Raw genomic sequence first — 25448 nt, forward strand, 5'->3', positions numbered from 1 at the left:
GGGTGGGCGGTCCCCGCGCGACGATGGAGGGCATGACGCACAAACTGCGCGCGGAGTACGGCCCGCAGGGGCCGGCCGGCGGGGTCAGGTCCTGGCACGTGGTGCGGGACGAGGACCCGTCGACGGCGCTCTGCGGCCGGACCATGCCCGACGACGCCGAGACCCGGCCCGAGCAGGAGTGGGGCACCGGGCTGCGTTGCTGCCAGCAGTGCGGCTCGCTCTACATGCACGAGACGCCGCACATGCAGGGGAGCCATCCGTACAGCTAGGACAGGCCCTGGCCGTCCGCACGGCCGGGGAGTCGCGAAGCTCTGGAGGTGCCATGAAGCTGCACGACGAACTGCCGACCGTCGACCGCCGGCTCGCCCTGGTGTGGCGGATCGGGGCCGGCCTGGGGGGCATCTTCCTGATCGTGTTCGGGATCCTGGGGCTGACCGACCATCCCGGCTTCCTGGCCACCCACGGTGACCGGATCGCCGCACTGTCGACCAACGGGGCGCTGAGCATCCTGTCCGTCGTGATGGGGGCGATCCTGGTGATCGGCGCGGTGATCGGCGGGAACTTCGCGTCCAACCTCAACATGGTGGTCGGTCTGCTGTTCGTCCTGTCCGGCTTCTACGGACTGACCGTGCTCGGCCGGCCGGACGCGAACATCCTCAACTTCCGGATGTCGAACGTGCTGTTCGCGTTCGTCTTCGGGATCATCCTGACCACCTTCGGGATGTACGGCCGGGTGAGCAGCCACCTGCCGCACGACAACCCGTTCTGGCGCAAGCGGAACTCGGGCGAGGAGTCGCTGCCCTCCGGGCCGAAGACCTTCGTCAAGGTGATCAACCCGAACCGTGGGCGCACCCACCCGGTCGGCCACTGAGCCGTGACCCACCCGCTCGCCTCCGGGGCGGGTTGGCGGGCCGCCTATGCTCGGCGGCATGAGTGACATCGTCGAGCTGGACCCCGAAGACAAGAAGATCATCACCCTGGCCCGCTCGGCCCGCGCCCGCAACGGCGTGGCCGAGGGGGCCGCGGTTCGTGACGAGACCGGCCGCACCTACGTCGCCGGGACGGTCGCGCTGGAGTCGCTGCGGCTGAGCGCCCTGCAGACGGCGGTGGCGATGGCGGTGGCCAGCGGTGCGAAGTCGCTGGAGGCGGCCGCCGTGGTGAGCGAGGCCGAGCAGCCGGCCGAGGCCGACCTGGCGGCCGTGCGGGACCTGGGCGGCGCCGGGACGCCGGTGCTGCTGGCCGGTCCGGACGGGACGCTGCGGGTGTCGGCCGAGGCCCGCTGAGGGGTTTCCGCGGCGCCGTCGAGCGCCGGTCGAGGGCTTCCGGCCGCGCGGAACGGGCCATGCCCCCATGCGTTCAGCCGATAATCTCACCGGGGGAGTGGACTCGGTGAGGGGCTGGGGCATGGGGGCGTTGGCGTTCGTCGCCGGGCTGGTGCTGTTCGTGATGGGGATGGGCAAGTGGCAGGAGACCGGCACGGTCTACTGGCTCTGGGGCTCGCTCGCCTTCCTGGTGCTGCTGGTGCTGTTCTCACTGGTCGGGCGGGGCGGCAAGAGCTGAGCGGAGCGTGACGACCGGCCCCGGACCGCGGGACTCCGGTGATCAGGGAGAATGGAGCCCATGAATGCCCCTTCCTCCTCGTACCGCTCCGGGTTCGCGTGCTTCGTCGGCCGTCCCAACGCGGGCAAGTCGACCCTGACCAACGCCCTGGTGGGGACGAAGGTCGCGATCACCTCCGACCGCCCGCAGACCACCCGGCACACCGTGCGCGGCATCGTGCACCGCCCGGACGCCCAGCTCGTGCTGGTCGACACCCCCGGTCTGCACAAGCCCCGCACCCTGCTCGGCGAGCGCCTCAACGACCTGGTCCGCACCACCTGGGCCGAGGTCGACGTGATCGGCTTCTGCCTGCCCGCCGACCAGAAGATCGGCCCCGGCGACAAGTTCATCGCCAAGGAGATCGCCGGGATCAAGAAGACCCCCAAGGTCGCCATCGTCACCAAGACCGACCTGGTCGACTCCAAGCGGCTGGCCGAGCAGCTCATCGCCATCCAGCAGCTCGGCGTCGAGCTGGGCTTCGAGTGGGCCGAGATCATCCCGGTCTCCGCCGTCGGCGACAAGCAGGTCGAGCTGGTTGCCGACCTGCTCACCAAGCTGCTCCCCGAGGGCGACCAGCTCTACCCGGAGGGCGACCTCACCGACGAGCCCGAGCAGATCATGGTCGCCGAGCTGATCCGCGAGGCAGCCCTGGAGGGCGTGCGGGACGAACTGCCCCACTCGCTGGCCGTCGTGGTCGAGGAGATGCTGCCGCGCGAGGGCCGCCCCGCCGACCGCCCGCTGCTGGACATCCACGCCAACGTCTACATCGAGCGGCAGAGTCAGAAGGCGATCGTCATCGGTGCCAAGGGCGCGCGGCTCAAGCACGTGGGCACCACCGCCCGCAAGCACATCGAGGCACTGCTCGGCACGCCGGTCTACCTGGACCTGCACGTCAAGGTGGCCAAGGACTGGCAGCGCGACCCCAAGCAGCTGCGCAAGCTCGGCTTCTGACGGTCCCGTCCGGGTCGTGCCGGTCGTGCCGGTCGTGCCGGTCGGCCCGGGTCGGAGTCGCCGGTGCTGCGCGGGGGTCAGGCGCCCTCGCGCAGCACCAGCGACACCAGCTCCCGCTGCGAGTCGGTGAGCTTGGGGTCGGCGCAGTGCACCGTCCGCCCGTCGACGGTGATCTCGTAGTGGAAGCCGTCCGGCACGCCGTACGAGGGGGCGCGCAGCCCGCCCGCGACGGCTTCGCGGGCGAGCGCGTGGACGTGTGGGGCGTCCGTGCGGTCGACGGTGTCGAGCTCCGCGTGGCGGACGATTCCGGCGAGGCCGCCGGTCCGGGTCACCTGGATACGCATGGTGTCCATGGTGCTACCCAGGGACGGCTTTTGCGGCACTTTTCCCGGACCGTGACCTTCGGGGCCCGTCCGCCCTCATCCCGGGCTGACGCCGACCTGGGACCAGGAGGCCGTCACGGTGTCCGCGATCGAGGGCTGGTCGGGGTAACGGGCCTTGGCGGCGGCCACCGTGGCCCGGGCGAAGGCGGTGAAGTCGGCGCCGGCGGACAGCCCGCCGCCGGTCAGGGCGTCGTACCAGATCCGCCCGGCGCGGTCCCAGGACTGGCCGCCGAGGGCGGTGGCCAGCAGGTAGAACGCGTGGTTGGGGATGCCGGAGTTGATGTGCACCCCGCCGTTGTCGTCGGCGGTGTTCACGTAGTCGCGCATGTGCGCGGGCTGCGGGTCCTTGCCGAGCTGGGGGTCGTCGTAGGCGGTGCCGGGGGCCATCATCGAGCGCAGCGCCACGCCCTGGATGCCGGGGGCGAGCAGGCCGGCGCCGATCAGCCAGTCGGCGTCGGCGGCGCTCTGGTGCAGCGCGTACTGCTTGACCAGCGAGCCGAAGACGTCGGAGATCGACTCGTTCAGCGCGCCGGGCTGGTCCTGGTACTCCAGTCCGGCGGTGAACTGGGTGACGCCGTGGGTGAGTTCGTGGCCGATGACGTCGACGCAGGCGGTGAAGTCCCCGAAGATCTGGCCGTCGCCGTCGCCGAAGACCATCCGCTGGCCGTTCCAGAAGGCGTTGTCGTAGTTCTGGCCGTAGTGCACGCTGGCGTCCAGACGCAGGCCCCGACCGTCGATCGAGTCGCGGCCGAAGACCTGGGAGTACAGCGTGAAGGTGTCGCCGAGGCCGTCGTAGGCGTGGTTGACGGAGGCGTCGGTGACCGGGGCGTGGCCCTCGGTGCGGACAGTGCGTCCGGGCAGCCGCTGGCTGTGCCCGGCGTCGGCGATCACCCGGTTCAGTCCGGGGGCGCCGACGGTCGGCGGGGGAGCGGTGAGACGGGCCGCGCGGTGCGCGGTGTCGAGGGCGAGGGAGCGGACGGCGGGCTCGTGACCGGCCCCGGCGAGGCGGTCCAGGACGTACGGCGGGACGATCGCGCAGATCGGGACTGCTGCACTCATGTGGCCCAGAGTGAGGCCTCGATGACGCTTTGTCATCACCTTGCGCAGGACCGGTCGACGTCTCAAGGGGTGGAACGGGAGCCCGGATCACTTCGGGGGCGCGCGGCGCTGGGTTACGCTGGGTCCCATCATGCGCAACGGACTGCTTCTTCTTAGCTGCCGCGTCGAGGGCCTGTAGTCCACTGAGGCCGGCTCCCTCGCCGCGGGGAACGAGCTGTGCGCGGAATCGGCGATCCAACGGCGTATCGCGAGCGGCAGCAGAGGCCGGCCAGTCGGTGTTGATCCCTCCCGACCCGCCCCGCTACCCAAGCATCCACAGGAAGCCGAGAGTCACCTCCATGACCGAGCAGACCTCCGCCGCGCCCGTCCCCGCCGCTCGTGCCTTCGTCGACCGGCCGACCCCGATCACCGCCGCCTCCGTCCGCCAGCGGCCCTCGGGCATGCGGCACGGGCGCTACCTGCCGTTCGGCACCGTCGACCTGCCGGACCGCACCTGGCCGGACAAGGTGATCACCAAGGCGCCGCGCTGGCTCTCCACCGACCTGCGGGACGGCAACCAGGCGCTGATCGACCCGATGTCCCCGGCCCGCAAGCGGAAGATGTTCGACCTGCTGGTCGCCATGGGCTACAAGGAGATCGAGGTCGGCTTCCCGTCCTCCGGCGCCACCGACCACGCCTTCGTGCGGTCGCTGATCGAGGAGGGGGCGATCCCGGAGGACGTCACCATCTCGGTGCTGACCCAGGCCCGCGAGGAGCTGATCGAGAAGACCGTCGAGGCGCTGGTCGGCGCCCCGCGGGCGACCGTCCACCTGTACAACGCGACCGCCCCGCTGTTCCGCCGGGTGGTGTTCCGCAACGACAGGGCGGCCACCAAGGCGATCGCCGTCGACGGCACCCGGCTGGTGATGGAGTACGCGGAGAAGCTGCTGGGCGACGACACCGTCTTCGGTTACCAGTACTCGCCGGAGATCTTCGTGGACACGGAGCTGGACTTCGCGCTGGAGGTCTGCGAGGCGGTGATGGACGTCTGGCAGCCCGGCGGGGGCCGCGAGATCATCCTGAACCTGCCGGCCACCATCGAGCGGGCCACCCCGAACGTCCAGGCCGACCAGTTCGAGTGGATGTCGCGCCACCTGTCCCGCCGCGAGTTCGTCTGCCTGTCGGTGCACCCGCACAACGACCGCGGCACCGCCGTCGCCTCCGCCGAACTGGCGTACATGGCGGGCGCCGACCGCATCGAGGGCTGCCTGTTCGGCCAGGGCGAGCGGACCGGCAACGTCGACCTGGTGACGCTGGGGATGAACCTGTTCTCGCAGGGCATCGACCCGCAGATCGACTTCTCCGACATCGACGAGGTGCGCCGCACCGCCGAGTACTGCAACCAGATGGAGGTGCACCCCCGCCACCCGTACGCCGGTGACCTGGTGTACACCTCCTTCTCCGGCTCGCACCAGGACGCCATCAAGAAGGGCTTCGAGGTCCTGGAGGCGGACGCGAAGGCGGCCGGGGTCCCGGTGGAGGAGCACACCTGGGGCGTGCCGTACCTGCCGATCGACCCGAAGGACGTCGGCCGCACCTACGAGGCGGTCATCCGGGTCAACAGCCAGTCCGGCAAGGGCGGTGTCGCGTACGTCCTGAAGAACGACCACAAGCTGGACCTGCCGCGCCGGATGCAGATCGAGTTCTCCCGGATCATCCAGGCCAAGACCGACGCCGAGGGCGGCGAGGTCACCCCGGCCGAGATCTGGCGGGTCTTCGAGGACGAGTACCTGCCGACCCCGGCCAACGCGTGGGGCCGGCTGTCGCTGGCCGGCTCGCGCAGCCTGACCACCGAGGACGGCCGGGACGCACTGACCGCCGAGGCCGTGGTGGACGGCGCCCCGGTGACCCTGTCCGGCACCGGCAACGGCCCGGTCTCGGCCTTCGCGGACGCGCTGGCCCGGATCGGCGTGGACGTACGGGTGCTGGACTACGCCGAGCACGCGCTGAGCGAGGGCGGCGACGCCCAGGCCGCCGCCTACGTGGAGTGCGCGGTGGACGGCAAGGTGCTGTGGGGCGTGGGCATCGACGGCAACACCGTGCTGGCCTCGCTGAAGGCGATGATCAGCGCCGTCAACCGCTCGCAGCGCGGCTGATTCGTAAGGGTTGTACGCGAAGGGCCGTCCCGGCGGGCGGCCCTTCGCCGTGCGGGTCGCGCATTGTGGCCTGCGCCACATCTTTTCGGATCGGAAGCCGTTCGAGGTACTGACACGTGCCGGTAACCATGGCAACATCGATCCACCGGAAAGCCGGGTCGGTGGGACGGCTCGGTGTCCGGTCGCGTGACCTGCCCATAGTTGTGCAGGCCGCCTGCCATGTCTGGGGAGTGGCGCCGTGACCAGGTTGTGGGGTGTTCGTCCGAGGTGGCGGACCGACGTTCTCGGTGACTTCTTCTGCCCGGGCTGCGGCGGGGACCGCAACTACCGCCGGCAGCACGGCCGGCGCTGGCTGCGCCTGCTGGGGACCCCGGTCCTCCCGCTCGGGCCGGTGATCGGCAGCGTGCAGTGCACCAGCTGCCACGGGCGCTACGGCGTCGAAGCCCTGGAGCAGCCCACCAGCGTGCGCCTCGGCGCGATGCTGCGGGACGCCCAGTACACCATCGCGCTGGCCCTGCTCGCGGCCGGCGGCACCGCCCACCGGGCGGCCCGCGAGGCGGCCTGCACGGCGGTGCGCGAGGCCGGGTTCGAGGACTGCGGCGAGGCCCACGTGCTGGCCGCGCTCGCCGCGCTGTCCGGGCTCGGCGGCGAACTCCACGACGCCCACGGGATGGCCGGGGGCCTGGCCGTGGAGCTGCACGCGGTGCTCGAACCGCTCGCCCCGCACCTGGCCCGGCAGGGCCGGGAGCGGCTGCTGCTGCAGGGCGCCGCGATCGCCCTGGCCGACGGGCGCTACCTGCCGCAGGAGCGCGAGGCGCTGGCCGCGGTCGGGAGCTGTCTGGACCTGCCGAAGAGCCAGGTGCCGGCGCTGCTGGAGGCGGCGACCCGGGCGCCGTACGAGAACCTGTAGGACCCCGGCGCCCCCCGCGCCCCCGCAGACCTTCCGTATCCCCCACAAACGGGCCCGATCCCCCTCCGGGCCCGCCGTGACCCGCACCGCAGTGGTCCTCCCCCACGGCCCCCGGTGCGGGCAACACGGCTGTCCGTGGCGGGGCGGGCCCTGGGGGACAATGGTTCCCATGAGTCTTTTCCGGGACGACGGCGTCGTGTTGCGGGCGCAGAAGCTCGGCGAGGCCGATCGGATCATCACCCTGCTGACCCGCCAGCACGGCAAGGTGCGCGCGGTGGCCCGCGGGGTGCGGAAGACCAAGTCCAAGTTCGGTGCCCGCCTGGAGCCGTTCTCGCACGTCGACGTGCAGTTCTTCAGCCGGGGGAGCGAGCTGGTCGGCCGCGGGCTGCCGCTGTGCACCCAGGTGGAGACCATCGCCCCGTACGGCGGTTCGATCGTCACCGACTACGGCCGCTACACCGCCGGCACGGCGATGCTGGAGACGGCCGAGCGCTTCGCCGAGAACGAGGGCGAGCCGGCCGTCCAGCAGTACCTGCTGCTGGTGGGCGGGCTGCGCACGCTGGCGGCCGGGCTGCACGAGTCGCACCTGGTGCTGGACGCCTTCCTGCTGCGCTCGCTCGCGGTGAACGGGTACGGCGCGAGCTTCACCGACTGCGCCAAGTGCGGCCTGGGCGGGCCGAACCGATTCTTCTCGCTCCCCGCCGGGGGGGTGCTGTGCGCGGACTGCCGAGTGCCCGGATGTGCCGTACCCTCCCCTGAGACACTGGTACTGCTCGGGGCGCTGCTGTCAGGGGACTGGCGGACGGCCGACGCCTGCGAGCCGCGGTACTGGCGGGAGGGCAGCGGCCTGGTCGCGGCCTATCTGCAGTGGCACCTGGAGCGGGGCATCCGCTCGATGAGATACGTGGAGAAGTGAGCACATGGCAGCGCGACGGCTCTTCGGCGGCGGCAAGCAGCGGGACTACGAACCCCCGACCCCGCACCCCAGCGGCGCAAAGCCCCCGAAGATCCCCGGCGAGCTGGTCCCGGACCACGTCGCCATCGTGATGGACGGCAACGGCCGCTGGGCCAAGGAGCGCGGGCTGCCCCGCACCGAGGGCCACAAGATCGGCGAGTCCGTCGTGCTGGACGTCCTCAAGGGCGCGATCGAGCTGGGCGTCAAGAACATCTCGCTGTACGCGTTCTCCACCGAGAACTGGAAGCGCTCCCCCGACGAGGTGAAGTTCCTGATGAACTTCAACCGGGACGTCATCCGCCGCCGCCGCGACGAGATGGACAAGATGGGCGTGCGGATCCGCTGGGCCGGCCGGATGCCCAAGCTGTGGAAGAGCGTCGTCCAGGAGCTGCAGGTCGCCGAGGAGCAGACCAAGGGCAACGACGCGGTGACGCTCTACATGTGCGTCAACTACGGCGGCCGGGCCGAACTCGCCGACGCCGCACAGGCGATCGCGCAGGACGTCGCGGCCGGGAAGCTGGACCCGAAGAAGGTCAACGAGAAGACACTCGCCCGCTACATGTACCACCCGGACATGCCGGACGTGGACCTCTTCCTGCGCCCCAGCGGCGAGCAGCGCACCTCCAACTTCCTGCTCTGGCAGTCCGCGTACGCCGAGTTCGTGTTCCAGGACGTGCTCTGGCCGGACTTCGACCGCCGTGACCTGTGGCGCGCCTGCGAGCAGTTCGCGATGCGCGACCGCCGCTTCGGCGGGGCGATCCCGAACGAGCTCCCCGCGCCGGGCGTGCTGCCCGCCCAGCGCTGACGCCTCCCGGTACGGTGAGGGGCCCGCAGGAACGATTCCTGCGGGCCCCTCGCCGTACCCGGGCTTCAGTCCTTCTTCGCGCAGTCCGCGCAGGTGCCGAAGATCTCCAGGGTGTGGGCGATGTCGCTGAACCCGTGTTCGGCGGCGACCGCGTTGGCCCAGCGCTCGACCGCCGGACCCTCGACCTCGACGGTGGCGCCGCAGTGCCGGCAGACCAGGTGGTGGTGGTGCCCGCTGCTGCACCGGCGGTAGACCGCCTCGCCGTCGGCGGTGCGCAGCACGTCCACCTCACCGGCGTCGGCGAGCGACTGCAGGGTGCGGTAGACCGTGGTCAGACCGACGGAGTCCCCGCGGTGCTTGAGCAGGTCGTGGAGCTCCTGCGCGCTGCGGAAGTCCGCGATCTCGTCCAGGGCCGCCGAGACGGCGGCACGCTGCCGGGTCGATCGGGCGCGCGGCGACGGGCCTGCGGTGGTCACCGTGGGTCCTCCTGGGGTCGTGGGCGTCACGCACCTCATTGTGCCAGTCCGGCCCGCCGCTCCGGAGTGGCCGTGTCGGAGGAAGTCTTTCCCGGGACTTGGCCGGGGGTTTGACCGGGGACCTGGCCGGGGATCCGGCTCGGGCCCTGCCCCGGGAGCCGGACGTCGCAGACCTGCGGCCCCTGCGCGGTGTCGCCGCCGCGGCGGTGGCGGCGGCGGGCGAGCGGGGCGGCGATCACGCTGAACACCGCGAAGACCGCGATGGCGAGCAGCACGATGGCCGGGCCGGAGGGCACGTCGAGGTGGTAGGAGCCGGTGACGCCGGCCAGCGAGACCACCACGCCGAGCGCGATCGAGGCGGCCTGGGTGGCGGCGAACGAGCGGGTGAGCTGCTGGGCGGCGACCACCGGGACCACCATCAGGGCGCTGACCAGCAGCAGTCCGACCACCCGCATGGCGACCGTGACGGTGACCGCGGCCATCACCGCGAGCAGCAGGTTGAGGGCGCGCACCGGTACGCCGGTGACCCGGGCGAAGTCCTCGTCCTGGCAGATCGCGAAGAGTTGGCGGCGCAGGCCGACGGTGACGGCGATGACCACGGCGCCGAGCACCGCGATGGTGGCCAGGTCCTCGGGGGCCACGGTGAGGATGGAGCCCCACAGGTAGCTCTCCAGCGAGCCGGCCCCGGCCTGGGCGGACATCGAGACCAGCAGCTTGCCGCAGGCCATGCCGCCGTAGAAGAGCATCGCGAGGGCGATGTCGCCGCGCTGGTTGCCGCGCGAGCGGACCAGCTCCATGGTGACCGCGCCGAGCACGCAGACCAGCACGGCCATCCAGACCGGGCTGGTCTGGAAGATGAAGCCGAGGCCGACCCCGGTCATCGCGACGTGGCCCATGCCGTCGCCCATCAGGGCCTGGCGGCGCTGCACCAGGTAGATGCCGACGGCGGGGGCGGTGATCCCGACCAGCACGGCGGCGAGCAGGGCGCGCTGCATGAAGTCGTAGGAGAGCATCTCGGTCATGCGAGCAGCCTCGGCGGGGTGAGGTCGGCGTGCGGGTGGACGTGGTCGTGGCCGGGCAGCGCGTGCAGGCCGGTGTTGGGCACGGGCGGGCCGTCGTGCGCGACGCAGCCGTCCCGCAGCACCACGGCGCGGTCGATCAGCGGCTCCAGCGGCCCGAGTTCGTGCAGGACGAGGAGGACGGAGGCGCCGCGCCCGACCTCGGTGCGCAGGGTGTCGGCCAGTACCTGCTGGCTAACGGCGTCCACGCCGGCCATCGGCTCGTCCATGATCAGCAGGTCGGGGGTGCCGACCAGGGCGCGGGCGATCAGCACCCGCTGCTGCTGGCCGCCGGACAGGTCGGTGACGCCGTCCCCGGCCCGGTCCAGCATGCCGACGGCGGCCAGCGCGCGGTCCACCGCGCCGCGGTCCTTGCGGCGGAAGGGCAGCAGCCGGTGCTGTGCCAGCCGCCCGGTGGAGACCACCTCGCGCACGGTGGCCGGGACGCCGGAGGCGGCGGTGGTGCGCTGCGGGACGTACCCGATCCGGTGCCAGGCGCGGAAGGAGCCGTACGGGGTGCCGAACAGCTCCAGGGTGCCCTGCTCCAGCGGCACGGAGCCGATCACGGCCTTGACGGTGGTCGACTTGCCGGAGCCGTTGGCGCCGAGCAGGGCGACGACCTCGCCCGGTCGGACGGTGAGGTCGACGCCGCGCAGCACCGGGCGGCCGCCGCGCGAGGCGACGGCGTCCCGGAGGCGGACGGCCGGGGGTATCGGGTGGGTCATGGCGGTGCTTCCCGTCAGCTGGTGGCGGCAGGGGTGGGAGCGCCGGCAGGGGCGCTGCCCGGTGCTCCGAGGGCGGCCCGGAGGCTGGCCAGGTTCTGCCGCATGACGCTCAGGTAGTCGTCCTCGGCAGGGTCCTTGACGCCCTCCAGCGGGTCCAGGACGGCGGTCTTGAGGCCGAGGTCCTTGGCGACGGTGTCGGCGAGCTTGGGGCTGACCAGGGTCTCGAAGAAGATCGTGGTGACGCCGTTGTCCCTGGCGGCCTTCTGCACCTCGGCGAGGCGGACCGGGGTGGGCTCGGACTCCGGGTCGACGCCGTTGATGGCGACCTGGGTGAGGCCGTAGTGGTCGGCGAGGTAGCCGAAGGCGGCGTGGCTGGTGACGAAGGTCTTCGTCCCGACGTCCTTCAGCCCGGCCTGGAACTCCTGGTCCAGGGCCGTGAGCCTGGTGACCAGATCGTCGGTGTTCTTCCTGTAGTCCTCGGCATGGGACGGGTCGGCCTTGGCGAACCCGTCGCCGACGCTCTTGGCGATCGCGGCGTAGCGGGCCGGGTCGAGCCAGATGTGGGGGTCGCCGGCCGGGCCCTTGTCCTGGTGGGCGTCCCCGCCCTCGGCACCCTCGTCGAGGTGGTGGTCGACCAGCGGACTGGCGGCGGTGGCGTCGATCTTCGTCTTGGCGGAGGCCTGGTCGACGGCCTGGTCGACGGTGGGCTGGAGGCCCTTGAGGTAGAGGATCGCGTCGGCCTTCTGGACGCCGGCGACCTGCTTGGCGGTGAGCTCCAGGTCGTGCGGTTCGACGCCGGGCGCGGTGAGGTCGGTGACCGAGACGTGGTCCTTGCCGATCTGCTGGGCCAGGAACTCCATCGGGTAGAAGGAGGCGACGACGTTCAGCTTGCCGTCCGTGCCCTTGGCGCTGCTGCTGCCGCCGCAGGCCGTCAGGGCCAGCGAGGCCGCGAGCGCGGTGGCGGTCAGGGCCAGGGTGGTGCGGGTCCGGCGTCCAGACAGTCCGATCATCATGACAATCATTCTCATCTGAATTGGAAATGATTGTCAACTCACTCGAACGGGTGAACGGGAGGTGACCGTGGGCGGGGGGAGTCGGACGATACCGATTTGAACCCCGTACCCGTCTGGCCGGTAACCTGAGGTATTCGGGTACGCGCAACCAGCCGTGCCCTGACCGTGCCGTACGTACTGAAGAGAGCACTGTGGCCGCCGACAAGATCGACACGATCGTCAGCCTGAGCAAGCGCCGTGGCTTCGTCTACCCCTGCAGCGAGATCTACGGCGGCACGCGTGCCGCCTGGGACTACGGACCGCTGGGTGTCGAGCTCAAGGAGAACATCAAGCGCCAGTGGTGGCGTGCGATGGTCCAGGCCCGTGAGGACGTCGTCGGACTCGACTCGTCGGTGATCCTGGCCCGCGAGGTCTGGGAGGCCTCCGGCCATGTCGCCACCTTCAACGACCCGCTGACCGAGTGCATGTCCTGCCACAAGCGCCACCGGGCCGACCACCTGGAGGAGAAGTACGAGGCCAAGCACGGCTTCCCGCCGCCGAACGGCCTCAAGGACGTCAACTGCCCCGACTGTGGCACCAAGGGCCAGTTCACCGAGCCCAAGGACTTCTCGGGCATGCTGAAGACCCACCTCGGCGTGACCGAGGAGGCCGCCGGCCTGGCGTACCTGCGCCCGGAGACCGCCCAGGGCATCTTCACCAACTTCAAGGCCGTCCAGACCACTTCGCGCAAGAAGCCGCCGTTCGGCATCGCCCAGACCGGCAAGAGCTTCCGCAACGAGATCACCCCCGGCAACTTCATCTTCCGCACCCGCGAGTTCGAGCAGATGGAGATGGAGTTCTTCGTCAAGCCGGGCGAGGACGAGCAGTGGCACGAGTACTGGCTCCAGCAGCGCTGGGACTGGTACGTCGACCTCGGCCTGCGCACCGAGAACATGCGCTTCTTCGAGCACCCGAAGGAGAAGCTCTCCCACTACGCCAAGCGCACGGTGGACATCGAGTACCGCTTCAACTTCGGTGGCAGCGAGTTCTCCGAGCTGGAGGGCGTCGCCAACCGCACCGACTACGACCTGCGGGTGCACAGCGAGGCCTCCGGCCAGGACCTCAAGTACTTCGACCAGGAGAGCGGCGAGCGGTACTTCCCGTACGTCATCGAGCCGGCGGCCGGCCTCAACCGCGCCATGCTGGCCTTCCTGATCGACGCCTACTTCGAGGACGAGGCGCCGAACGCCAAGGGCGTCATGGAGAAGCGCGTCGGCATGCGGCTCGACCCCCGCCTGGCCCCGGTCAAGGTCGCCGTCCTGCCGCTGTCGCGCAACGCCGACCTCTCCCCGAAGGCCCGCGGCCTGGCCGCCGACCTGCGCACCGCGTGGAACGTCGAGTTCGACGACGCGGGCGCGATCGGCAAGCGCTACCGCCGCCAGGACGAGATCGGCACGCCGTTCTGCGTCACGGTCGACTTCGACACCCTCGAGGACAACGCGGTGACCGTTCGCGACCGCGACACCATGTCGCAGGAGCGCGTGTCGCTGGACCAGGTGAAGGGCTACCTGGCGGCCCGTCTGATCGGCTGCTGAGTCCGGTGCTCCGGGAGCCCCCGGCCGTCCTCCTCCGTGGGGGCGGGCGGGGGCTCCCTGCTTTCCGCGGGCTTCAGCGCCGGCTCCAGCGGGAGCGCTGGGCGCCCGGCGGGGCGGTCGACAGCCCGGCGCCGCGCAGGGCGGCCAGGGTGGTGCGGTGGCGGGGCCCGTCGGCGAGCAGCGCGGCCAGCAGCTGCCCGTAGAGGTCCGGGCGGCCGTCCAGCGCGGCCGCCAGGCGCACCAGTTCGACCGACGGGCGCAGGGTGGCCAGCTCGCGCAGCAACAGGGTGGCGAGCGCGGGCGGCAGCTCCGTAACGAGTCCGACGAGGTCGGCGGTCGGGCGGCCGGCCGCCTGGCGCAGCAGGGTCCGGACGTCGGCGGGGCGGCCGTGCTGCTGGAGGCAGGCGGCGAGGGAGGTCAGCTCCGGCGTCGGGGCCGAGCCCCACTCCCAGAGCAGTGTGGCGCAGTCGGCGTGCTGTCCGGCCCGCTCCAGCGCGGCGAGCAGGGCCGGGACGGCGGGCGCCGGGTGGGTCCAGAACGCGTGGAACAGCTCGGCGGCCTCCTCGGCCAGGCCCAGTTCGCGCAGTTCCGCCAGGACGGCGACGGCGTGGTCCGGGCCGCCGTCGGCGGCGGTGCGGGCCAGGTGGAGCGAGGCGCCGGTCGGGCCGCGCCGGGAGAGCATCCCGACCAGTGACGCCGCGTCGGCGGGGGCGAGGCGGGCGGCGGCCCGGTTCAGCAGTTCCTCGGCCTCGGGGAGGGCGCCGCGCCGGTGGAGGCCGGTGATCCGCTCGGTGAGGGCGCCGAGGTCGGGCCGGGCGGGCGGCGGTGACGGAGGCGGCGGGGCCTGGTCGTGGGACCGTGGCTGTGGCTGTGGCTGCGGCTGCGGGGGGAGCGGGGGTTGGGGCGGCCGGGGGTGTCGTGGGGCTTGTGGGGGTCGCGGAACTCTGGGGTGTTGCGGGGGTTGCGGGTGCTGCCGCTGTCTTAGATCTGCCTCCAACTCCTGGAGCTGTTCGCTCAGTTGGAGGCAGCGTGCGCCCAGCCCCTCGCGGAGGGTGCGGGCCTGGGCGAGCTGCCGCAGCAGGTCGCCGTCCGGGCGCCGGCGGCCCGGGGCCGCCCGTATCGCCTCGTTCAGCCGCCGTTCGCGTTGGCCCGCGTAGCGGCTCGCGCTGAGCAACTCGTCAAGTTCTGCCCGGAGTTCGGCGGCCCGTTGCTCGCCCTCCGGCTGCTGGCCTGCGGATTCTTCCGTCGACCGCATGCGCATGATCGCCCCAACCTGTCCATCTGAACCCTGACTGCGGGCCATCCTGGCGTCGGAATGTGGCGAAGGAGTTACGGGAGCGCGACCAGCCGTGCCCGAGTGGTGTCAAGGAGCGCGCAGAGGGCGGCCGTTGCGAGAAGTGCGCCGGTCACGCTCCGGGGGAGGGGCGCCCTGCGGTGCGGGCCGGCCCCGGGCGCGAGCGGTGGGGCGGCGACGGTCGGGACCGCCACCGCCCCGGCCGGCGGTGCGACGACCGGCCTCATCCGGCCAGCCGCGCCCGGGCTTCCATCAGGGCGAACCCGAGCAGGTTCAACCCCCGCCATTCCAACGGCCGTTCGGCGCGGATGTCGTCCGCGGCGAGCCCGATGCCCCAGATCCGGTCCAGCGGGCTGGCCTCGACCAGGACGCGACCGCCGGTGCCCAGCAGGTACTCCCGCAGGGTCTCGTCCTGGCCGAACTTCGCGACGTTCCCCTCGACCACCAGGTCGAAGCGGCCCGCCGCCCAGGTCTTCTCGTCGAAGCCCTTCACCAGTCGGCCCAGCTTCTTCGCCTCGGCGGGCGTGCGGGCCTCCAGCACCTGCCGCTCGACGGCCTCGTCCCCGAACATCCGGGCCTTCCCGGCCATCATCCAGTGCTCGGCGGACGCGTACGTCACCCCGTCGACGGCGAAGCGTCCGGGCCACCACTGGCTCAGGCACTCCTGCCGCGTCCCGCCGTCCTTGCGCGCGGTATGCCCCCAGAACATCACCCACTTCGGGCGCGCCCCGGCGGCCATCAGGGCGGCCAGCGCCTCGCGGTCGCGGACGTCGGCGAGGTCCCCCACATGCTGCTTGCTCATAATCGTCATTCTGACACGAAGGGTCCGGCGGCCGCCAACCCTTTGCCGTGGTGAAGGGGCGGGGGGCGGGGCTTCGGCGGCGCCGCCGCCGGTCAGCCCTTCTCGGCCGCTGCGACCAACTCCAGGAAGTGCAGTCCGAGTTCGGTGACCTCCTCGGTCGTCCACGCCTGTGCCGGACCGTCGAGGCTCACCTCGGCCATCGCGAGGCCGGGGGCGGCGTCGGTCCACTCCGGGACGAACCAGGTCCGCTCCTGCTCGGCGAGGGCGAGGACGGCCTCGTTCAGGGCCTTCGCGGAGTGGGGCAACCAGAGCTGGAACTCGTGGGTGGGCGGCGCGGCCGGGTGGATGCGGGCACCGGGGAGGGCGGCCAGGGCGGGGGCGAGGACCGCGGCGTGGGCGGTGTAGCCGGGCAGCTCCGGGAGCACGGTGTCCAGCCCGGAGAGCGCGGAGAGCGCGGCCGGCCACTGCTGGTAGAGCTGGCCGCCGTAGCGGTGGCGCCAGGTGCGGGCGTAGGCGGCGAGCTCCTCGTCCCCGGCGAGCGCGGCGCCGCTGATGCCGCCGAGGTCCTTGTAGAAGGAGACGTAGACGCTGTCGGCGAGCGCCGCGATCTCGTCGAGCCGTCTGCCGAAGTGAGCCGTGGTGTTCCACAGCCGGGCGCCGTCGAAGTGCACCCGGGCGCCGGTTTCGCGGGCGGCGGCGGTGAGCGCGGTGAGTTCCTCCCAGGTGGGGAGGAGGAAGCCGGGGTCCCGCAGGGGGAGTTCCACCACCAGGGTGCCGAAGGGCTCGCCGAGCGCGCGGAGTTCCTCGGGCGTGGGCTGGCGCTGTTCGGTGGTGGGCCAGAGGCCGCGCAGGCCGGTCAGCTGGGTGTGGGCGTGCCGCTCGTGCCGCTCGATGTGGCTGAGCGGGTGGAGGGCCACGGCCCGGTTGCCGGTCCGCTCGGCGTGGTGGCGCAGCGCCACCTGCTGGGCCATGGTGCCACTGGGGAAGAAGACGGCGTCCGCCGTGCCCAGGAGCGCGGCGGTGCGCGCCTCCAGCTCGCCGACCGGGCCGCCGTTGCCGTAGACGTCGGGGTAGAGGTCGGGGTCGACGGTGGCGGCGAGGGTGGTGAGCCGCTCGTGGATGGTGAGGGGGCGGCTGCCGGAGAGGAAGCGGGTGCAGGCCCGGCGGGCCGCGCGCAGGCGCCCCCAGTCGATCTGATCGTCGTGGGTCATCCGGCGATTCTCGGACGCCGTACGACGGTCGGACCACCGGATTTCAGCAACGGCGGACGGGCCCGGAGTCGGCGGATGGGGCGGTGAACCGTCGGGCCGGGCCGCCGTCCGCCCTCCTGCGGAGTCACCGTGAACCGCTCGGCGAACCGCTCGGCGAGCCGCCCGGTCGAGCCCGGCGGGGCGCCGAGCCCAGCGAGGGCCGGGCGATGACCGCCTGCCGGCCTGACCGGGGCGGACGTTGCCGTCGGGCCGGCGGTGCCCCGGGGGCTCGATCACACCCTTGCCACCGCGACGCAGGCGGCGCCGGCCCCGGGGGGAGTGTGACGCGGGTCACCGGAAAAGGGTGACATCGAGTTGTCGCGGACGGTTGTCAGGATCGACTCATGACGATCACCGACGAGGACTGCCTCACTGAGACCCTGGCCTTCAACGCGCAGTTCGAGGCCACCGCCGCACTCCGCCCGCCGCGTGGGCGGACCCTGGACGCCGCCGCACTCGAACACCTGCGGACCAACCGCCTCGGCGGCGACACGCCCCCGGTACGACTGCCGCAGGGCCGCGACCGCGGCCTGCCGGGCGGGGTCACGGTCCGGGTCTTCGTTCCCGAGCACGTCGACGGCGTGTACCTGCACATCCACGGTGGCGGCTGGGTCTTCGGCTCGGCGGGCGGGCAGGACGAGAAGCTGTGGCGCCTGGCCACCGACGCCCGACTGGCCGTGGTCAGCGTGGACTACCGCCTGGCGCCCGAGCACCCCTTCCCCGCCGGGCCCGACGACTGCGAGGCGGCCGCCCGCTGGCTGGTGGAGCACGCCGAGGCCGAGTTCGGCACCCGGCGGCTGCTGATCGGCGGCGAGTCGGCCGGCGCCCACCTCACCGTCCTGACCCTGCTCCGCCTGCGCGACCGGCACGGCCTCACCGGCGTGTTCCGGGCCGCCCACCTGGCCTTCGGTCCGTACGACCTGTCGATGACGCCCAGCCAGCGGCTGTTCGGCTCCCGGCGGCTGCTGAGCAACTCCGATTCTCTCCGCGGGAGTTACGAGCTGTTCACGCCAGGTATGACCTCCGAGCAGCGCCGCGACCCGGAGGTCTCCCCGCTGTACGCCGACCTGACCGGCCTGCCGCCGGCCCGGATGGTCGTCGGCACTGAGGACCCGCTGCTGGACGACTCGCGCTTCCTCGCCCAGCGGTGGCGGGCGACCGGTGCGCCTGTCCGACTCGACGTGGTGGCCGGTGCGATGCACGGCTTCACCCTGTTCCCGCTGGCCGTCACCGCGCGCGAGCACCGGCGGGAGCGGGACTTCCTGGCGGCCGCAGGACGGTAGCGTCGGCCGCATGGATCGCACCCCCCGGCTCTACGCACTGGTGGAGGAGCTGCGCGCGGCGGCGCCCCGGCCCCTGACGGTCGCCGCGCTCGCCGCCCGCTTCGAGGTGAGCACTCGCACCGTGCAGCGCGACCTCCAGGCGCTGATGACGGCGGGCGTCCCGGTGCGCACCGTCACCGGGCGCGGCGGCGGCTGGTCGATCGACCCGGCGATGACCCTCCCGCCGATCCGCTTCACCCCCGAAGAGGCCTCCGCCCTGGTCGCCGCGCTGGCGGCGGCCGACGCCTCCGCCCCGTACGCCGGAGCGGCCCGTACGGCCTCGCAGAAGATCGCGGCCTCGATGAGCGGCCCCGCCTCGACGGCGGCCAGGGACCTCGCCGCCCGGATCGTCGCGCTGCCGGCCCGCACCGCCGAGTCGGTCCGCACGGCCGTCGAGCAGGCCCTCACCGGGAGCACGGTGCTGCGGCTGTCCTACCTGGACGCGGCCGGGCGGGAGAGCGACCGGCTGGTCGAACCGGCCGGGCTGCTCACCGCCGACGGCAAGTGGTACCTGATCGCCTGGTGCCGCACCCGGCGGGCCGGCCGGGGCTTCCGGCTGGACCGCATCACGGCGGCGGCCCCGACGGGGGAACCGGCGCCGCCGCACGACCTGTCCGCCCTGCTGCTCGGCTCGACCGCCGCGGGCGCGGTGCGGCCGGCGGCGCTGGGAGCGCTGGCGGCGTCGGGGGTGTCCTCGACGAACTCCCGCCCGCGGTAGTCGGGATGCCGCCGGAGTTCCTGGACGGTGAGCCGGAAGCCGGGGTGCCGCTCCACCGGGCAGGCGAGGCGGCGGGCCGCCTCCTCGACGGCCGTGCCCCGGTGACAGGGGTCCAGCACCAGGGCCTCGACGTCGTGGGCGATCCGGACCGGCGCGCGTCCTCAGGAGTGGTGCCCTCAGGAGTGGTGCTTGTGCAGCTCCTCGGTGATCAAGCCGTTGTTGCCGTGGTGCATGGAGGCGCTGGTGTAGGTGTAGCGGATCCGGGCGGCCTGGGCGGTCCGGTGCTGTTCGATCAGCAGGCCCTCGCTCTCGCCCGCCCGGCGCCGGCGGCCCCGCTCCCGGCGTACCAGGAACAGGGTGGTGCCGACGATCGTGGCCACGAGGGCGGCCAGGAACGCGAGAACGAAGCCCATGGAATCCCTTCCCTCTGGGATCGATCATTGCACGAACCAGCAAGGGCAGTAAGGACTGCGGCGCCTCGACGGGATGAAGTAGCTTGGGGCAATGGCAGATGAGAACGCAGGGGAAGTGCCCGCGGCAGCTGCTCCTCGATCCTCCCGCAGCGCCGTGCCCGCCCTGATGTTCGCCCAGGGCGTCAGTGTGGCGGGCACTCAGGTGACGGCGCTGGCCCTGCCCACGCTGGCGATCCTCCTGCTGGACGCCGGGCCGCTGGCGGCCTCGCTGGTCTTCGCCCTGGAGTACGGGATCCAGGGGCTGACCGGGCCGTTCGCCGGGGTGCTGGTCGACCGGATCTCCTCCCGCCGCCGGCTGCTGGTCGCGGTGGACGTCATCCAGCTGCTGCTGATCGCCACCGTCCCGCTGGCGCACGCCGTCGGCGCGCTGACACTGGTGCAGCTGTACGCGGTCGCCGCCGTCTCCGGCGCGCTGGGCGGGGTCTCCGCCATCGCGGTGCCGACCGTGGTGGCGGACTTCGTGTCCGAGGACGGACTGGTGGCCGTCAACGCCAAGCTGGCCGGGGCACGTTCGGTCGGCCAGATCGCCGGGCCGGGGCTGGCGGCCGCCCTGGTGCAGGCGGTGGGTGCCGCCACCGCGATGGTGGCGGACGCGGTCAGCTACGGGCTGTCCGCGCTGGCCGTGAGCCTTCCCCGGCTCCCGCGGGACGAGGAGCCGGAGCGGCCCGCCGCACGTCCCGGGATCGCCGAGTCGCTGCGGGAGGGGATCGGCGTCCTGCGCGACCGGCCGCTGCTGGCCCGGCTCGCCGTCGCCGCGGCCGCCCTCAACCTCGGCGGGGCCGGGCTCGGCGGTCTCTTCGCGTACTACGCCTACCAGGTCGTGGACCTGGGCCCGGGCGGGCTCGGGCTGACGCAGGCCGTCTACAGCATCGCCGCGGTGACGGCCGTGTTCACGGCCAAGCGGGTCATCCGACGGGTCGGCCTGACTCGGGTGATCCCGGTCTTCGGCCCGCTCGCCGCCTCCGCCCTGTTCCTGATCCCGCTGGCCTCGCTCGGGGCCGCGCTCCCGGTGCTGATCACCTACCAGCTGGTGTTCGGCTTCTGCGCGACGGTCTGGGGCGTCAGTTGGGTGACCTTGCAGCAACAGCTCTCTCCGCCCGAGCAGTTGGGGCGGGTGCTCGGCCTGTCCCGCTCGATCGGCCAACTCGTCATTCCGGTGGGCGCGCTGCTGGGTGGCGCGCTGGCCGGCGCGGTCGGCACCACCGGGGCACTGGCCGTCTTCGCCTCGATCGCCCTGGCCGGCACCCTCGCGGTGGTCGCCACCCGGCCCCGGCCGGCGCTGCCCGGGGTGACTCGGGCGTGAAGCGCCGAACGGCCGTCCGTGTGCGGCGGTTCGGGAGGTAGCCTGCGGCCATGTCCGCTCCTGCCGCCCTCGGCCTCCCCACCCGCTTCGACGGCGATCCGGACCGGGTCGCCCTGGTCATCCCCGGCACCGGCTACTCGCCCGCCCGCCCACTGCTGCACTTCGCCGGCTCCGTACTCCAGCGGCACGGCTGGACGGTCCAGGAGCTGTGGTGGCAACTCCCGTCCGGATTCGTCGATTTCGCGATGGACCAGCGGATCGCCTGGGTCGAGCGGCAGGTCGCCGACGCCGTCGACGCCGAGCGCGGCGCCTGCCGGCTGCTGGTCGGCAAGTCGCTCGGCTGCTTCGCCGCCGGCCTCGCCGCCGACCGCCACCTCGCGGCCGCCTGGCTGACCCCCGTGCTGACCCTCGACCACGTGACCCGCGCCCTCCACCGGGCCTCGGCACCGACCCTCCTGATCGGCGGCAGCGCCGACAGGATGTGGGACCGGGCCGTCGCCGACTCGACCGGCCACCAGGTCCTGGAACTGCCCGCCGCCGACCACGGCCTCGAACTGCCCCACGACCCGATCGGCTCCGTCGACACCCTGCGCGAGGTCGTCGCACGACTGGACGGCTTCATCGGCTCGCTGACGCCCGGCGACGGGCCGACACCGAGCTGATGGTTGCTGTGCGGGACTGCCGCCGGGTTCGGCGCCCAGCGCCGAACCCGGCGTGGTGACCGGCAGGTCACGTTCGTCGGCCGCTTCGGCGAGGCGCTTGTCGTAGGTGACGAAGGCGGTGAGCGCGGGTCCCAGGTGCTCGGCACTGGCGAGGTGAATGGCGTCGAGCGTGCGCAGGCGCCGGGTCGGGGAAGCGGCTGGCGGCCCGAAGGGCCGGGTCGGACAGGCGGACGCGGAGCACGCGGTCCAGTAGGTCCGCCGCGGCGTCCAGCACCCGCTGCTCGGGGCCGGGCGGCGAGATCCCGCGACCGGAAGGAACCGATCGCGGGGCCGCTCGCCGTCGCCCGGGGCCCGTGGGGCCCGCGGGCTCAGCCGATGGAGCGGGGCAGGCGGGTGGTCAGGTACAGCACGGTGAAGGAGCCGAGCAGCTGGATGCCCAGGCACAGGGCGAGCGCCCGACCCATGCCGAGGCTGGGGGAGAGGGAGAGGTAGAGGGTGCCGAGGGTGGCGACGCCGAGGGCGAGGCTGGACTGCTGGCTGGTGGCGAGGACGCCGCTGCCGACGCCGGCCCGGGCGGCGGGCACCTTGGAGAGGACGACCCGGAACAGCGGGGTGCCGATCAGGCCCTGGCCGATGCCCGCGAGGGCGACTCCGGGCGCCATCCGCAGCGGGGAGAAGTGGGCCTCGTCGGCGAGGACGGTCAGGGCGATGGTGGCGAGGCCGACGGCCTGGATGACGGCGCCGGCGCTGAGCACCCGGCTGCCCCAGCGGCCGATCAGCCGAGGTCCGGAGAGCGAGGCGGTGAAGTAGCCGACGGCCATCGGGACGAGCGCCCACCCGGCCGCGACCACACCGAGCTTCAGGCCCTGCTGGAGGGCGACGGCGATGACGAACATGAAGCCGCCGAAGCCCGCGAAGTAGGGGAGGGCGATGCCGAGACCGCGCCGCATCTCGGGGATCCGCAGCAGGGTGGGCGGCACCAGCGGGACGGCTCCGCGCTGTTCGGCGCGCCGCTCGACCAGGGCGAAGGCGACGGCGAACACCGGGAACAGGGCGAGCAGCACCCAGGACCAGAGCGGCCAGCCGGCCGCCCGGCCCTCCATCAGCGGGACGAGCAGGGAGAGCAGGGTGGCGGTGAGCAGGGCGGTGCCGGGGACGTCCACGGCGGCGGCCCGGGTGGCCCGGCTCTCCGGGACGTACCGGACGGCGAGGACGACGGCGAGCAGCGCGAACGGCACGTTCAGCAGGAAGACCGAGCGCCAGCCGGTGCCGAACAGGTCGGCGGCGACCAGCATCCCGCCGAGCACCTGCCCGATCACCACGGAGATGCCGCCGACCGCGCCGTAGACGCTGAGCGCGCGGCCGCGCCGGGCGCCGTCGGTGGCGGCGGTGATGGTGCCGAGCACCTGGGGGATCAGCAGGGCGGCCGAGGCGCCCTGGGCGGCCCGGGCGGCCACCAGGGACCACGCGTCGGGGGCGAGGCCGCAGGCCAGCGAGGTGAGGGCGAAGGCGGCGGCGCCGGCGACGAAGAGCCGGCGGCGGCCGAAGATGTCGCCGAGCCGCCCGCCGAGGACGAGCAGGACGGCGAAGGCGATGCCGTAGCCGGCGGCGACCAGTTCCAGGACGGCGGGTCCGGCGGCCAGGTCCTTGTCGATGGTGGGCAGGGCGACGTTGACGATGAAGAAGTCGAGCATCGGCAGGAAGGCGCCGAGCAGGACGGTGACCAGCCCGGCGGTGCCGAGGGTGGGGGTGTGGGGAGCGGCTGCGGGGGCGGTCCGGGTCGGGGCCGGGGCGACGGCGAGTTGTTGAGTCACGGGTCATACGATCCGCCGCTTCGTACCCTGGTACCAGAGTGTGGTTATCCAGGTATAAGAAGTACCTGGCAACAGGCTGCGGCGTGCCGCATGCTGGGGAGCATGAGTCTGATGACCCCGGCCGCGCAAGCCCGTCCCGCTCTCGCCGGACCGCACCGCCGCACCCCGGACGAGGCCCGCCGGCACGACCTGGCGGCGTTCCTGCGCAGCCGCCGCGAGCGGATCGCGCCCGAGCAGGTGGGCCTGCCGATGACCGGCCGCCGCCGCACCCCGGGGCTGCGCCGGGAGGAGGTGGCGCAGCTGGCCGCCGTCGGGGTGACCTGGTACACGTGGCTGGAGCAGGGGCGGGACATCCAGGTGTCCGCCCAGGTGCTGGACGCGGTGGCCCGGGCGCTGCTGCTGGACCCGAGCGAGCGGACGCACCTGTTCACCCTGGCCGGCGCGGACGACCCGGCGCCGGTGACGGAGTGCCCCTCGGTGACCCCGAGCGTGCGCCTGGTGCTGGAACAGCTGGCGCCGTACCCGGCCGCGGTGGTCAACTCCCGCTACGACATCCTGGCGCACAACGTGCCGTACACCGCGCTGGTCGGCGACCTCGGTGAACTGCCGCCCGAGGAGCGGAACCTGATGTGGCTGGCGTTCACCCCCTCGCGCTTCCGCGAGGTGCTGATCGACTACCGGACGGAACGGATCGGCATGGTGGCCCGGTTCCGCGCCGCGATGGCCGACCATTCCGCCGAGCCGGCCTGGAAGGCGCTGCTGGCCCGGCTGCGCAAGGCCTCGCCGGACTTCGAGGAGGAGTGGCAGCGGCACGAGGTGATGGGGCCGGGCAACGGGATCAAGCGCTTCCTGGTGCCGGGCGTGGGCCTGCTGCGCTGCAACTACACCAACTTCTGGCTCGGCCCCCGGCTCGGGACGCGCCTGATCAACTACACCCCGCTGGACGAGGAGACCCGCCTGCTGATGGACGAACTGCCCGCCCAGCACTGAGTCCCGGCCGCCCAGCGCCGACCGGGTACCGCCTCGCGCCCGAGCAGCAGGCACACCGCCGCCAGCGGCAGTTCGACGCAGCACGCCATCACCAGCGCGGCCAGAACCGCGTGCCCCGGCCCGGCGAAGGCGATGTCGACCAGGGCGTCCCCGGCCAGCAGCAGCGCCACCACCCCGCCCAGCCACGGGGCGGCGGCACTGCGCCGGCGCAGCAGCGCGTCCAGCGACAGCAGGGCGGCGAACTCCGCGAGGTCCAGCACCACCCACGGGGCCTCGTGGTTCACGGCCAGGACCGTAAGCCAGGGCAGCAGCCCGAGGGCGGCCAGCCGCGGCAGCCGCCGGAACCGCTCCGGCAGCACGAAGGCCGGAGCGCCGGGGACGACGGCGAAGCTCATGCCACACCCCCGACGCCGGCCGCCCGTGGCGACCGCACCCGCCGCGACCGCACCCGCCGCAACGCCAGCCGCTCGGCGGGCCCGCCCGCCGGGTGCTCGACCAGCACCGTGTCGTACGGCCCCTCGGCCCAGGCGAGCCAGAACAGCCCGGCCACCGTGACCACTTCGGCCGCCGCCGCCCGGACCGTGCGCAACGGCCGCCACCCGCCGGTGAACACCACCGACGGGGCCGCGCCGCCGGCGGGCAGCCGCCCCCAGGCGAGCACGTACCAGCCACGCCCGGCGGACGGGCTGCGCCGCGCGCCGCGCACCAGCTGCGGTGCGAGCCGGGCGGCGACCAGGACGTCGGTCAACTCCCCGTGCTGGTACAGCTCCAGCGCGGCCCGGCCGCGGCCGGAGCCGACGCTGCGGACCGACCAGGGACCGGCCCCGGTGGGCAGCGTCCCCTCCGGCCCCGGCGCCGGGCGGAGCGCGCCCCCGGGGACACCCCCGTGGTCCCCGGGGACGGGCCGCCCGTGCGGCGGAGTGGCGGAGTGCGATGCGGTGCTCGTCATGTGCTCCAGCCTTCCGCGGCGAGGGGCCCGTTGTCGGTGGTGCTCCACACCGAATCGGGGGTGTATCCAGCTACACCCCCACCGGGCACCCCCCTTCATGGTGGACGTTGATCACCGGGCCCTACGCTGTCCGGCATGCCCTCCACCACGTTGCGCCGAGCGCTCGTCAGGAGCCTCCGGCGGCCACCGTGGTCGGCCGGGGCCTGGCGGGACACCCGTTTCGTAGCC

At 73.0% G+C, this 25448-nt stretch carries 28 protein-coding genes and 1 pseudogene; 15 read left to right on the forward strand and 14 right to left on the reverse strand.

The window, feature by feature from the left end:
- Nucleotides 1-32: 32 nt before the first annotated feature.
- The 5 genes from ACH4J0_RS03735 (at nucleotide 33) to era (ending at nucleotide 2550) form a co-directional block, all read left to right on the forward strand.
- Nucleotides 33-269, forward strand: coding sequence for a hypothetical protein (locus ACH4J0_RS03735; RefSeq protein ID WP_396236056.1), 237 nt, complete (start codon nucleotides 33-35; stop codon nucleotides 267-269).
- 53 nt (nucleotides 270-322) lie between these two features.
- Nucleotides 323-871 carry a DUF4383 domain-containing protein gene (locus ACH4J0_RS03740; protein ID WP_396236057.1) on the forward strand — a complete coding sequence of 183 codons (549 nt, stop codon included), beginning with the start codon at nucleotides 323-325 and terminating at the stop codon, nucleotides 869-871.
- Nucleotides 872-929: 58 nt separating this feature from the next.
- Complete coding sequence (locus ACH4J0_RS03745) at nucleotides 930-1283, forward strand: cytidine deaminase (protein ID WP_350505376.1); 354 nt, start codon at nucleotides 930-932, stop codon at nucleotides 1281-1283.
- A 67-nt stretch (nucleotides 1284-1350) separates the two neighbouring features.
- Complete coding sequence (locus ACH4J0_RS03750) at nucleotides 1351-1560, forward strand: hypothetical protein (protein WP_396236058.1); 210 nt, start codon at nucleotides 1351-1353, stop codon at nucleotides 1558-1560.
- A gap of 60 nt (nucleotides 1561-1620) precedes the next feature.
- Nucleotides 1621-2550, forward strand: coding sequence for a GTPase Era (era, locus tag ACH4J0_RS03755; RefSeq protein ID WP_396236059.1), 930 nt, complete (start codon nucleotides 1621-1623; stop codon nucleotides 2548-2550).
- 77 nt (nucleotides 2551-2627) lie between these two features.
- On the opposite strand, the gene ACH4J0_RS03760 is transcribed toward era, so the two are convergent.
- A complete protein-coding gene (locus tag ACH4J0_RS03760) occupies nucleotides 2628-2894 on the reverse strand; it encodes a protealysin inhibitor emfourin (protein WP_030290773.1) in 267 nt (88 codons plus the stop codon).
- A gap of 75 nt (nucleotides 2895-2969) precedes the next feature.
- Entirely contained in the window at nucleotides 2970-3992 is a 1023-nt protein-coding gene (locus ACH4J0_RS03765; RefSeq protein WP_396236060.1) for a M4 family metallopeptidase, read from the reverse strand.
- A 338-nt stretch (nucleotides 3993-4330) separates the two neighbouring features.
- Between ACH4J0_RS03765 and leuA the strand changes: the two genes are divergently transcribed.
- The 4 genes from leuA to ACH4J0_RS03785 all read left to right on the forward strand — a co-directional run bounded on the left by leuA (nucleotide 4331) and on the right by ACH4J0_RS03785 (nucleotide 8797).
- On the forward strand, nucleotides 4331-6127 hold the full coding sequence (leuA, locus tag ACH4J0_RS03770; RefSeq protein WP_396236061.1) for a 2-isopropylmalate synthase: 1797 nt from the start codon (nucleotides 4331-4333) through the stop codon (nucleotides 6125-6127).
- Between the two features lie 238 nt (nucleotides 6128-6365).
- Complete coding sequence (locus tag ACH4J0_RS03775; RefSeq protein WP_396236062.1) at nucleotides 6366-7037, forward strand: TerB family tellurite resistance protein; 672 nt, start codon at nucleotides 6366-6368, stop codon at nucleotides 7035-7037.
- Between the two features lie 169 nt (nucleotides 7038-7206).
- A complete protein-coding gene (gene recO / locus ACH4J0_RS03780) occupies nucleotides 7207-7953 on the forward strand; it encodes a DNA repair protein RecO (protein WP_396236063.1) in 747 nt (248 codons plus the stop codon).
- A gap of 4 nt (nucleotides 7954-7957) precedes the next feature.
- Nucleotides 7958-8797, forward strand: coding sequence for an isoprenyl transferase (locus ACH4J0_RS03785; RefSeq protein ID WP_396236064.1), 840 nt, complete (start codon nucleotides 7958-7960; stop codon nucleotides 8795-8797).
- A 65-nt stretch (nucleotides 8798-8862) separates the two neighbouring features.
- Here ACH4J0_RS03785 and ACH4J0_RS03790 read toward each other — a convergent pair whose 3' ends face one another.
- The 4 genes from ACH4J0_RS03790 to ACH4J0_RS03805 are packed head-to-tail and all read right to left on the reverse strand — an operon-like array spanning nucleotide 8863 to nucleotide 12066.
- A complete protein-coding gene (locus tag ACH4J0_RS03790) occupies nucleotides 8863-9273 on the reverse strand; it encodes a Fur family transcriptional regulator (protein ID WP_030290780.1) in 411 nt (136 codons plus the stop codon).
- A 35-nt stretch (nucleotides 9274-9308) separates the two neighbouring features.
- Nucleotides 9309-10295 carry a metal ABC transporter permease gene (locus ACH4J0_RS03795; protein ID WP_396236065.1) on the reverse strand — a complete coding sequence of 329 codons (987 nt, stop codon included), beginning with the start codon at nucleotides 10293-10295 and terminating at the stop codon, nucleotides 9309-9311.
- The gene (locus ACH4J0_RS03800) at nucleotides 10292-11056 is read right to left on the reverse strand and encodes a metal ABC transporter ATP-binding protein (protein ID WP_396236066.1); all 765 of its coding nucleotides are present in this window, start codon (nucleotides 11054-11056) and stop codon (nucleotides 10292-10294) included. The genes ACH4J0_RS03795 and ACH4J0_RS03800 overlap by 4 nt, the downstream gene beginning before the upstream one ends.
- Before the next feature lie 14 nt (nucleotides 11057-11070).
- Complete coding sequence (locus tag ACH4J0_RS03805; protein WP_396236512.1) at nucleotides 11071-12066, reverse strand: metal ABC transporter substrate-binding protein; 996 nt, start codon at nucleotides 12064-12066, stop codon at nucleotides 11071-11073.
- Between the two features lie 194 nt (nucleotides 12067-12260).
- Between ACH4J0_RS03805 and ACH4J0_RS03810 the strand changes: the two genes are divergently transcribed.
- Nucleotides 12261-13643, forward strand: a complete 1383-nt coding sequence (locus tag ACH4J0_RS03810; protein WP_360425362.1) for a glycine--tRNA ligase — start codon at nucleotides 12261-12263, stop codon at nucleotides 13641-13643.
- Between the two features lie 73 nt (nucleotides 13644-13716).
- Here ACH4J0_RS03810 and ACH4J0_RS03815 read toward each other — a convergent pair whose 3' ends face one another.
- The 3 genes from ACH4J0_RS03815 to ACH4J0_RS03825 all read right to left on the reverse strand — a co-directional run bounded on the left by ACH4J0_RS03815 (nucleotide 13717) and on the right by ACH4J0_RS03825 (nucleotide 16950).
- Nucleotides 13717-14325: a hypothetical protein gene (locus tag ACH4J0_RS03815; protein WP_396236067.1), complete on the reverse strand. Its 609-nt coding sequence runs from the start codon at nucleotides 14323-14325 to the stop codon at nucleotides 13717-13719.
- 835 nt (nucleotides 14326-15160) lie between these two features.
- Nucleotides 15161-15739: an NADAR family protein gene (locus ACH4J0_RS03820; protein ID WP_396236068.1), complete on the reverse strand. Its 579-nt coding sequence runs from the start codon at nucleotides 15737-15739 to the stop codon at nucleotides 15161-15163.
- A gap of 92 nt (nucleotides 15740-15831) precedes the next feature.
- Nucleotides 15832-16950 carry a threonine aldolase family protein gene (locus ACH4J0_RS03825; protein ID WP_396236069.1) on the reverse strand — a complete coding sequence of 373 codons (1119 nt, stop codon included), beginning with the start codon at nucleotides 16948-16950 and terminating at the stop codon, nucleotides 15832-15834.
- A gap of 383 nt (nucleotides 16951-17333) precedes the next feature.
- Here ACH4J0_RS03825 and ACH4J0_RS03830 point away from each other — a divergent pair, with 383 nt between their 5' ends.
- Nucleotides 17334-18272 (forward strand): alpha/beta hydrolase, encoded by a 939-nt coding sequence (locus tag ACH4J0_RS03830; protein ID WP_396236070.1) that lies wholly within the window; start codon nucleotides 17334-17336, stop codon nucleotides 18270-18272.
- Nucleotides 18273-18282: 10 nt separating this feature from the next.
- Entirely contained in the window at nucleotides 18283-19029 is a 747-nt protein-coding gene (locus tag ACH4J0_RS03835; protein WP_396236071.1) for a helix-turn-helix transcriptional regulator, read from the forward strand.
- Here the strand turns inward: ACH4J0_RS03835 and ACH4J0_RS03840 are convergent.
- Nucleotides 19008-19181, reverse strand: a pseudogene (locus ACH4J0_RS03840) (DUF3626 domain-containing protein); the annotation flags it as partial. The gene ACH4J0_RS03835 and the pseudogene ACH4J0_RS03840 overlap by 22 nt on opposite strands.
- A gap of 24 nt (nucleotides 19182-19205) precedes the next feature.
- Entirely contained in the window at nucleotides 19206-19442 is a 237-nt protein-coding gene (locus tag ACH4J0_RS03845; RefSeq protein WP_396236072.1) for a hypothetical protein, read from the reverse strand.
- 91 nt (nucleotides 19443-19533) lie between these two features.
- Here ACH4J0_RS03845 and ACH4J0_RS03850 point away from each other — a divergent pair, with 91 nt between their 5' ends.
- Both ACH4J0_RS03850 and ACH4J0_RS03855 read left to right on the forward strand, forming a co-directional pair.
- On the forward strand, nucleotides 19534-20805 hold the full coding sequence (locus ACH4J0_RS03850; protein WP_396236073.1) for an MFS transporter: 1272 nt from the start codon (nucleotides 19534-19536) through the stop codon (nucleotides 20803-20805).
- Between the two features lie 50 nt (nucleotides 20806-20855).
- On the forward strand, nucleotides 20856-21467 hold the full coding sequence (locus tag ACH4J0_RS03855) for an alpha/beta hydrolase (RefSeq protein WP_396236074.1): 612 nt from the start codon (nucleotides 20856-20858) through the stop codon (nucleotides 21465-21467).
- A gap of 368 nt (nucleotides 21468-21835) precedes the next feature.
- On the opposite strand, the gene ACH4J0_RS03860 is transcribed toward ACH4J0_RS03855, so the two are convergent.
- Complete coding sequence (locus ACH4J0_RS03860; RefSeq protein WP_396236075.1) at nucleotides 21836-23281, reverse strand: MFS transporter; 1446 nt, start codon at nucleotides 23279-23281, stop codon at nucleotides 21836-21838.
- Between the two features lie 111 nt (nucleotides 23282-23392).
- On the opposite strand from ACH4J0_RS03860, the gene ACH4J0_RS03865 reads away from it, so the two are divergent.
- Nucleotides 23393-24271, forward strand: a complete 879-nt coding sequence (locus ACH4J0_RS03865; protein WP_396236514.1) for a helix-turn-helix transcriptional regulator — start codon at nucleotides 23393-23395, stop codon at nucleotides 24269-24271.
- Here ACH4J0_RS03865 and ACH4J0_RS03870 read toward each other — a convergent pair.
- Together ACH4J0_RS03870 and ACH4J0_RS03875 are read right to left on the reverse strand one after the other, a co-directional pair.
- Nucleotides 24211-24666, reverse strand: a complete 456-nt coding sequence (locus ACH4J0_RS03870; protein ID WP_396236076.1) for a hypothetical protein — start codon at nucleotides 24664-24666, stop codon at nucleotides 24211-24213. The genes ACH4J0_RS03865 and ACH4J0_RS03870 overlap by 61 nt on opposite strands.
- Nucleotides 24663-25220, reverse strand: a complete 558-nt coding sequence (locus ACH4J0_RS03875; RefSeq protein ID WP_396236077.1) for a hypothetical protein — start codon at nucleotides 25218-25220, stop codon at nucleotides 24663-24665. The genes ACH4J0_RS03870 and ACH4J0_RS03875 overlap by 4 nt, the downstream gene beginning before the upstream one ends.
- Nucleotides 25221-25448: the final 228 nt, after the last annotated feature.

The organism is Kitasatospora sp. NPDC017646 (genome assembly GCF_044329365.1).
Lineage (GTDB): Bacteria > Actinomycetota > Actinomycetes > Streptomycetales > Streptomycetaceae > Kitasatospora.

Excerpts from the sequence above, each read along its gene's own strand:
- ACH4J0_RS03870 (WP_396236076.1), bottom strand. The coding sequence starts at position 24,666 with ATGAGCTTCGCCGTCGTCCCCGGCGCTCCGGCCTTCGTGCTGCCGGAG.
- ACH4J0_RS03735 (WP_396236056.1), top strand. The coding sequence starts at position 33 with ATGACGCACAAACTGCGCGCGGAGTACGGCCCGCAGGGGCCGGCCGGC.
- ACH4J0_RS03740 (WP_396236057.1), top strand. The coding sequence starts at position 323 with ATGAAGCTGCACGACGAACTGCCGACCGTCGACCGCCGGCTCGCCCTG.
- ACH4J0_RS03795 (WP_396236065.1), bottom strand. The coding sequence starts at position 10,295 with ATGACCGAGATGCTCTCCTACGACTTCATGCAGCGCGCCCTGCTCGCC.
- ACH4J0_RS03800 (WP_396236066.1), bottom strand. The coding sequence starts at position 11,056 with ATGACCCACCCGATACCCCCGGCCGTCCGCCTCCGGGACGCCGTCGCC.
- ACH4J0_RS03825 (WP_396236069.1), bottom strand. The coding sequence starts at position 16,950 with ATGACCCACGACGATCAGATCGACTGGGGGCGCCTGCGCGCGGCCCGC.
- ACH4J0_RS03815 (WP_396236067.1), bottom strand. The coding sequence starts at position 14,325 with ATGCTCTCCCGGCGCGGCCCGACCGGCGCCTCGCTCCACCTGGCCCGC.
- ACH4J0_RS03855 (WP_396236074.1), top strand. The coding sequence starts at position 20,856 with ATGTCCGCTCCTGCCGCCCTCGGCCTCCCCACCCGCTTCGACGGCGAT.
- ACH4J0_RS03845 (WP_396236072.1), bottom strand. The coding sequence starts at position 19,442 with ATGGGCTTCGTTCTCGCGTTCCTGGCCGCCCTCGTGGCCACGATCGTC.
- ACH4J0_RS03820 (WP_396236068.1), bottom strand. The coding sequence starts at position 15,739 with ATGAGCAAGCAGCATGTGGGGGACCTCGCCGACGTCCGCGACCGCGAG.
- ACH4J0_RS03745 (WP_350505376.1), top strand. The coding sequence starts at position 930 with ATGAGTGACATCGTCGAGCTGGACCCCGAAGACAAGAAGATCATCACC.
- ACH4J0_RS03865 (WP_396236514.1), top strand. The coding sequence starts at position 23,393 with ATGACCCCGGCCGCGCAAGCCCGTCCCGCTCTCGCCGGACCGCACCGC.
- recO (WP_396236063.1), top strand. The coding sequence starts at position 7,207 with ATGAGTCTTTTCCGGGACGACGGCGTCGTGTTGCGGGCGCAGAAGCTC.
- ACH4J0_RS03750 (WP_396236058.1), top strand. The coding sequence starts at position 1,351 with ATGCGTTCAGCCGATAATCTCACCGGGGGAGTGGACTCGGTGAGGGGC.
- ACH4J0_RS03760 (WP_030290773.1), bottom strand. The coding sequence starts at position 2,894 with ATGCGTATCCAGGTGACCCGGACCGGCGGCCTCGCCGGAATCGTCCGC.
- ACH4J0_RS03830 (WP_396236070.1), top strand. The coding sequence starts at position 17,334 with ATGACGATCACCGACGAGGACTGCCTCACTGAGACCCTGGCCTTCAAC.
- ACH4J0_RS03785 (WP_396236064.1), top strand. The coding sequence starts at position 7,958 with ATGGCAGCGCGACGGCTCTTCGGCGGCGGCAAGCAGCGGGACTACGAA.
- ACH4J0_RS03765 (WP_396236060.1), bottom strand. The coding sequence starts at position 3,992 with ATGAGTGCAGCAGTCCCGATCTGCGCGATCGTCCCGCCGTACGTCCTG.
- leuA (WP_396236061.1), top strand. The coding sequence starts at position 4,331 with ATGACCGAGCAGACCTCCGCCGCGCCCGTCCCCGCCGCTCGTGCCTTC.
- ACH4J0_RS03835 (WP_396236071.1), top strand. The coding sequence starts at position 18,283 with ATGGATCGCACCCCCCGGCTCTACGCACTGGTGGAGGAGCTGCGCGCG.
- ACH4J0_RS03875 (WP_396236077.1), bottom strand. The coding sequence starts at position 25,220 with ATGACGAGCACCGCATCGCACTCCGCCACTCCGCCGCACGGGCGGCCC.
- era (WP_396236059.1), top strand. The coding sequence starts at position 1,621 with ATGAATGCCCCTTCCTCCTCGTACCGCTCCGGGTTCGCGTGCTTCGTC.
- ACH4J0_RS03850 (WP_396236073.1), top strand. The coding sequence starts at position 19,534 with ATGGCAGATGAGAACGCAGGGGAAGTGCCCGCGGCAGCTGCTCCTCGA.
- ACH4J0_RS03805 (WP_396236512.1), bottom strand. The coding sequence starts at position 12,066 with ATGATCGGACTGTCTGGACGCCGGACCCGCACCACCCTGGCCCTGACC.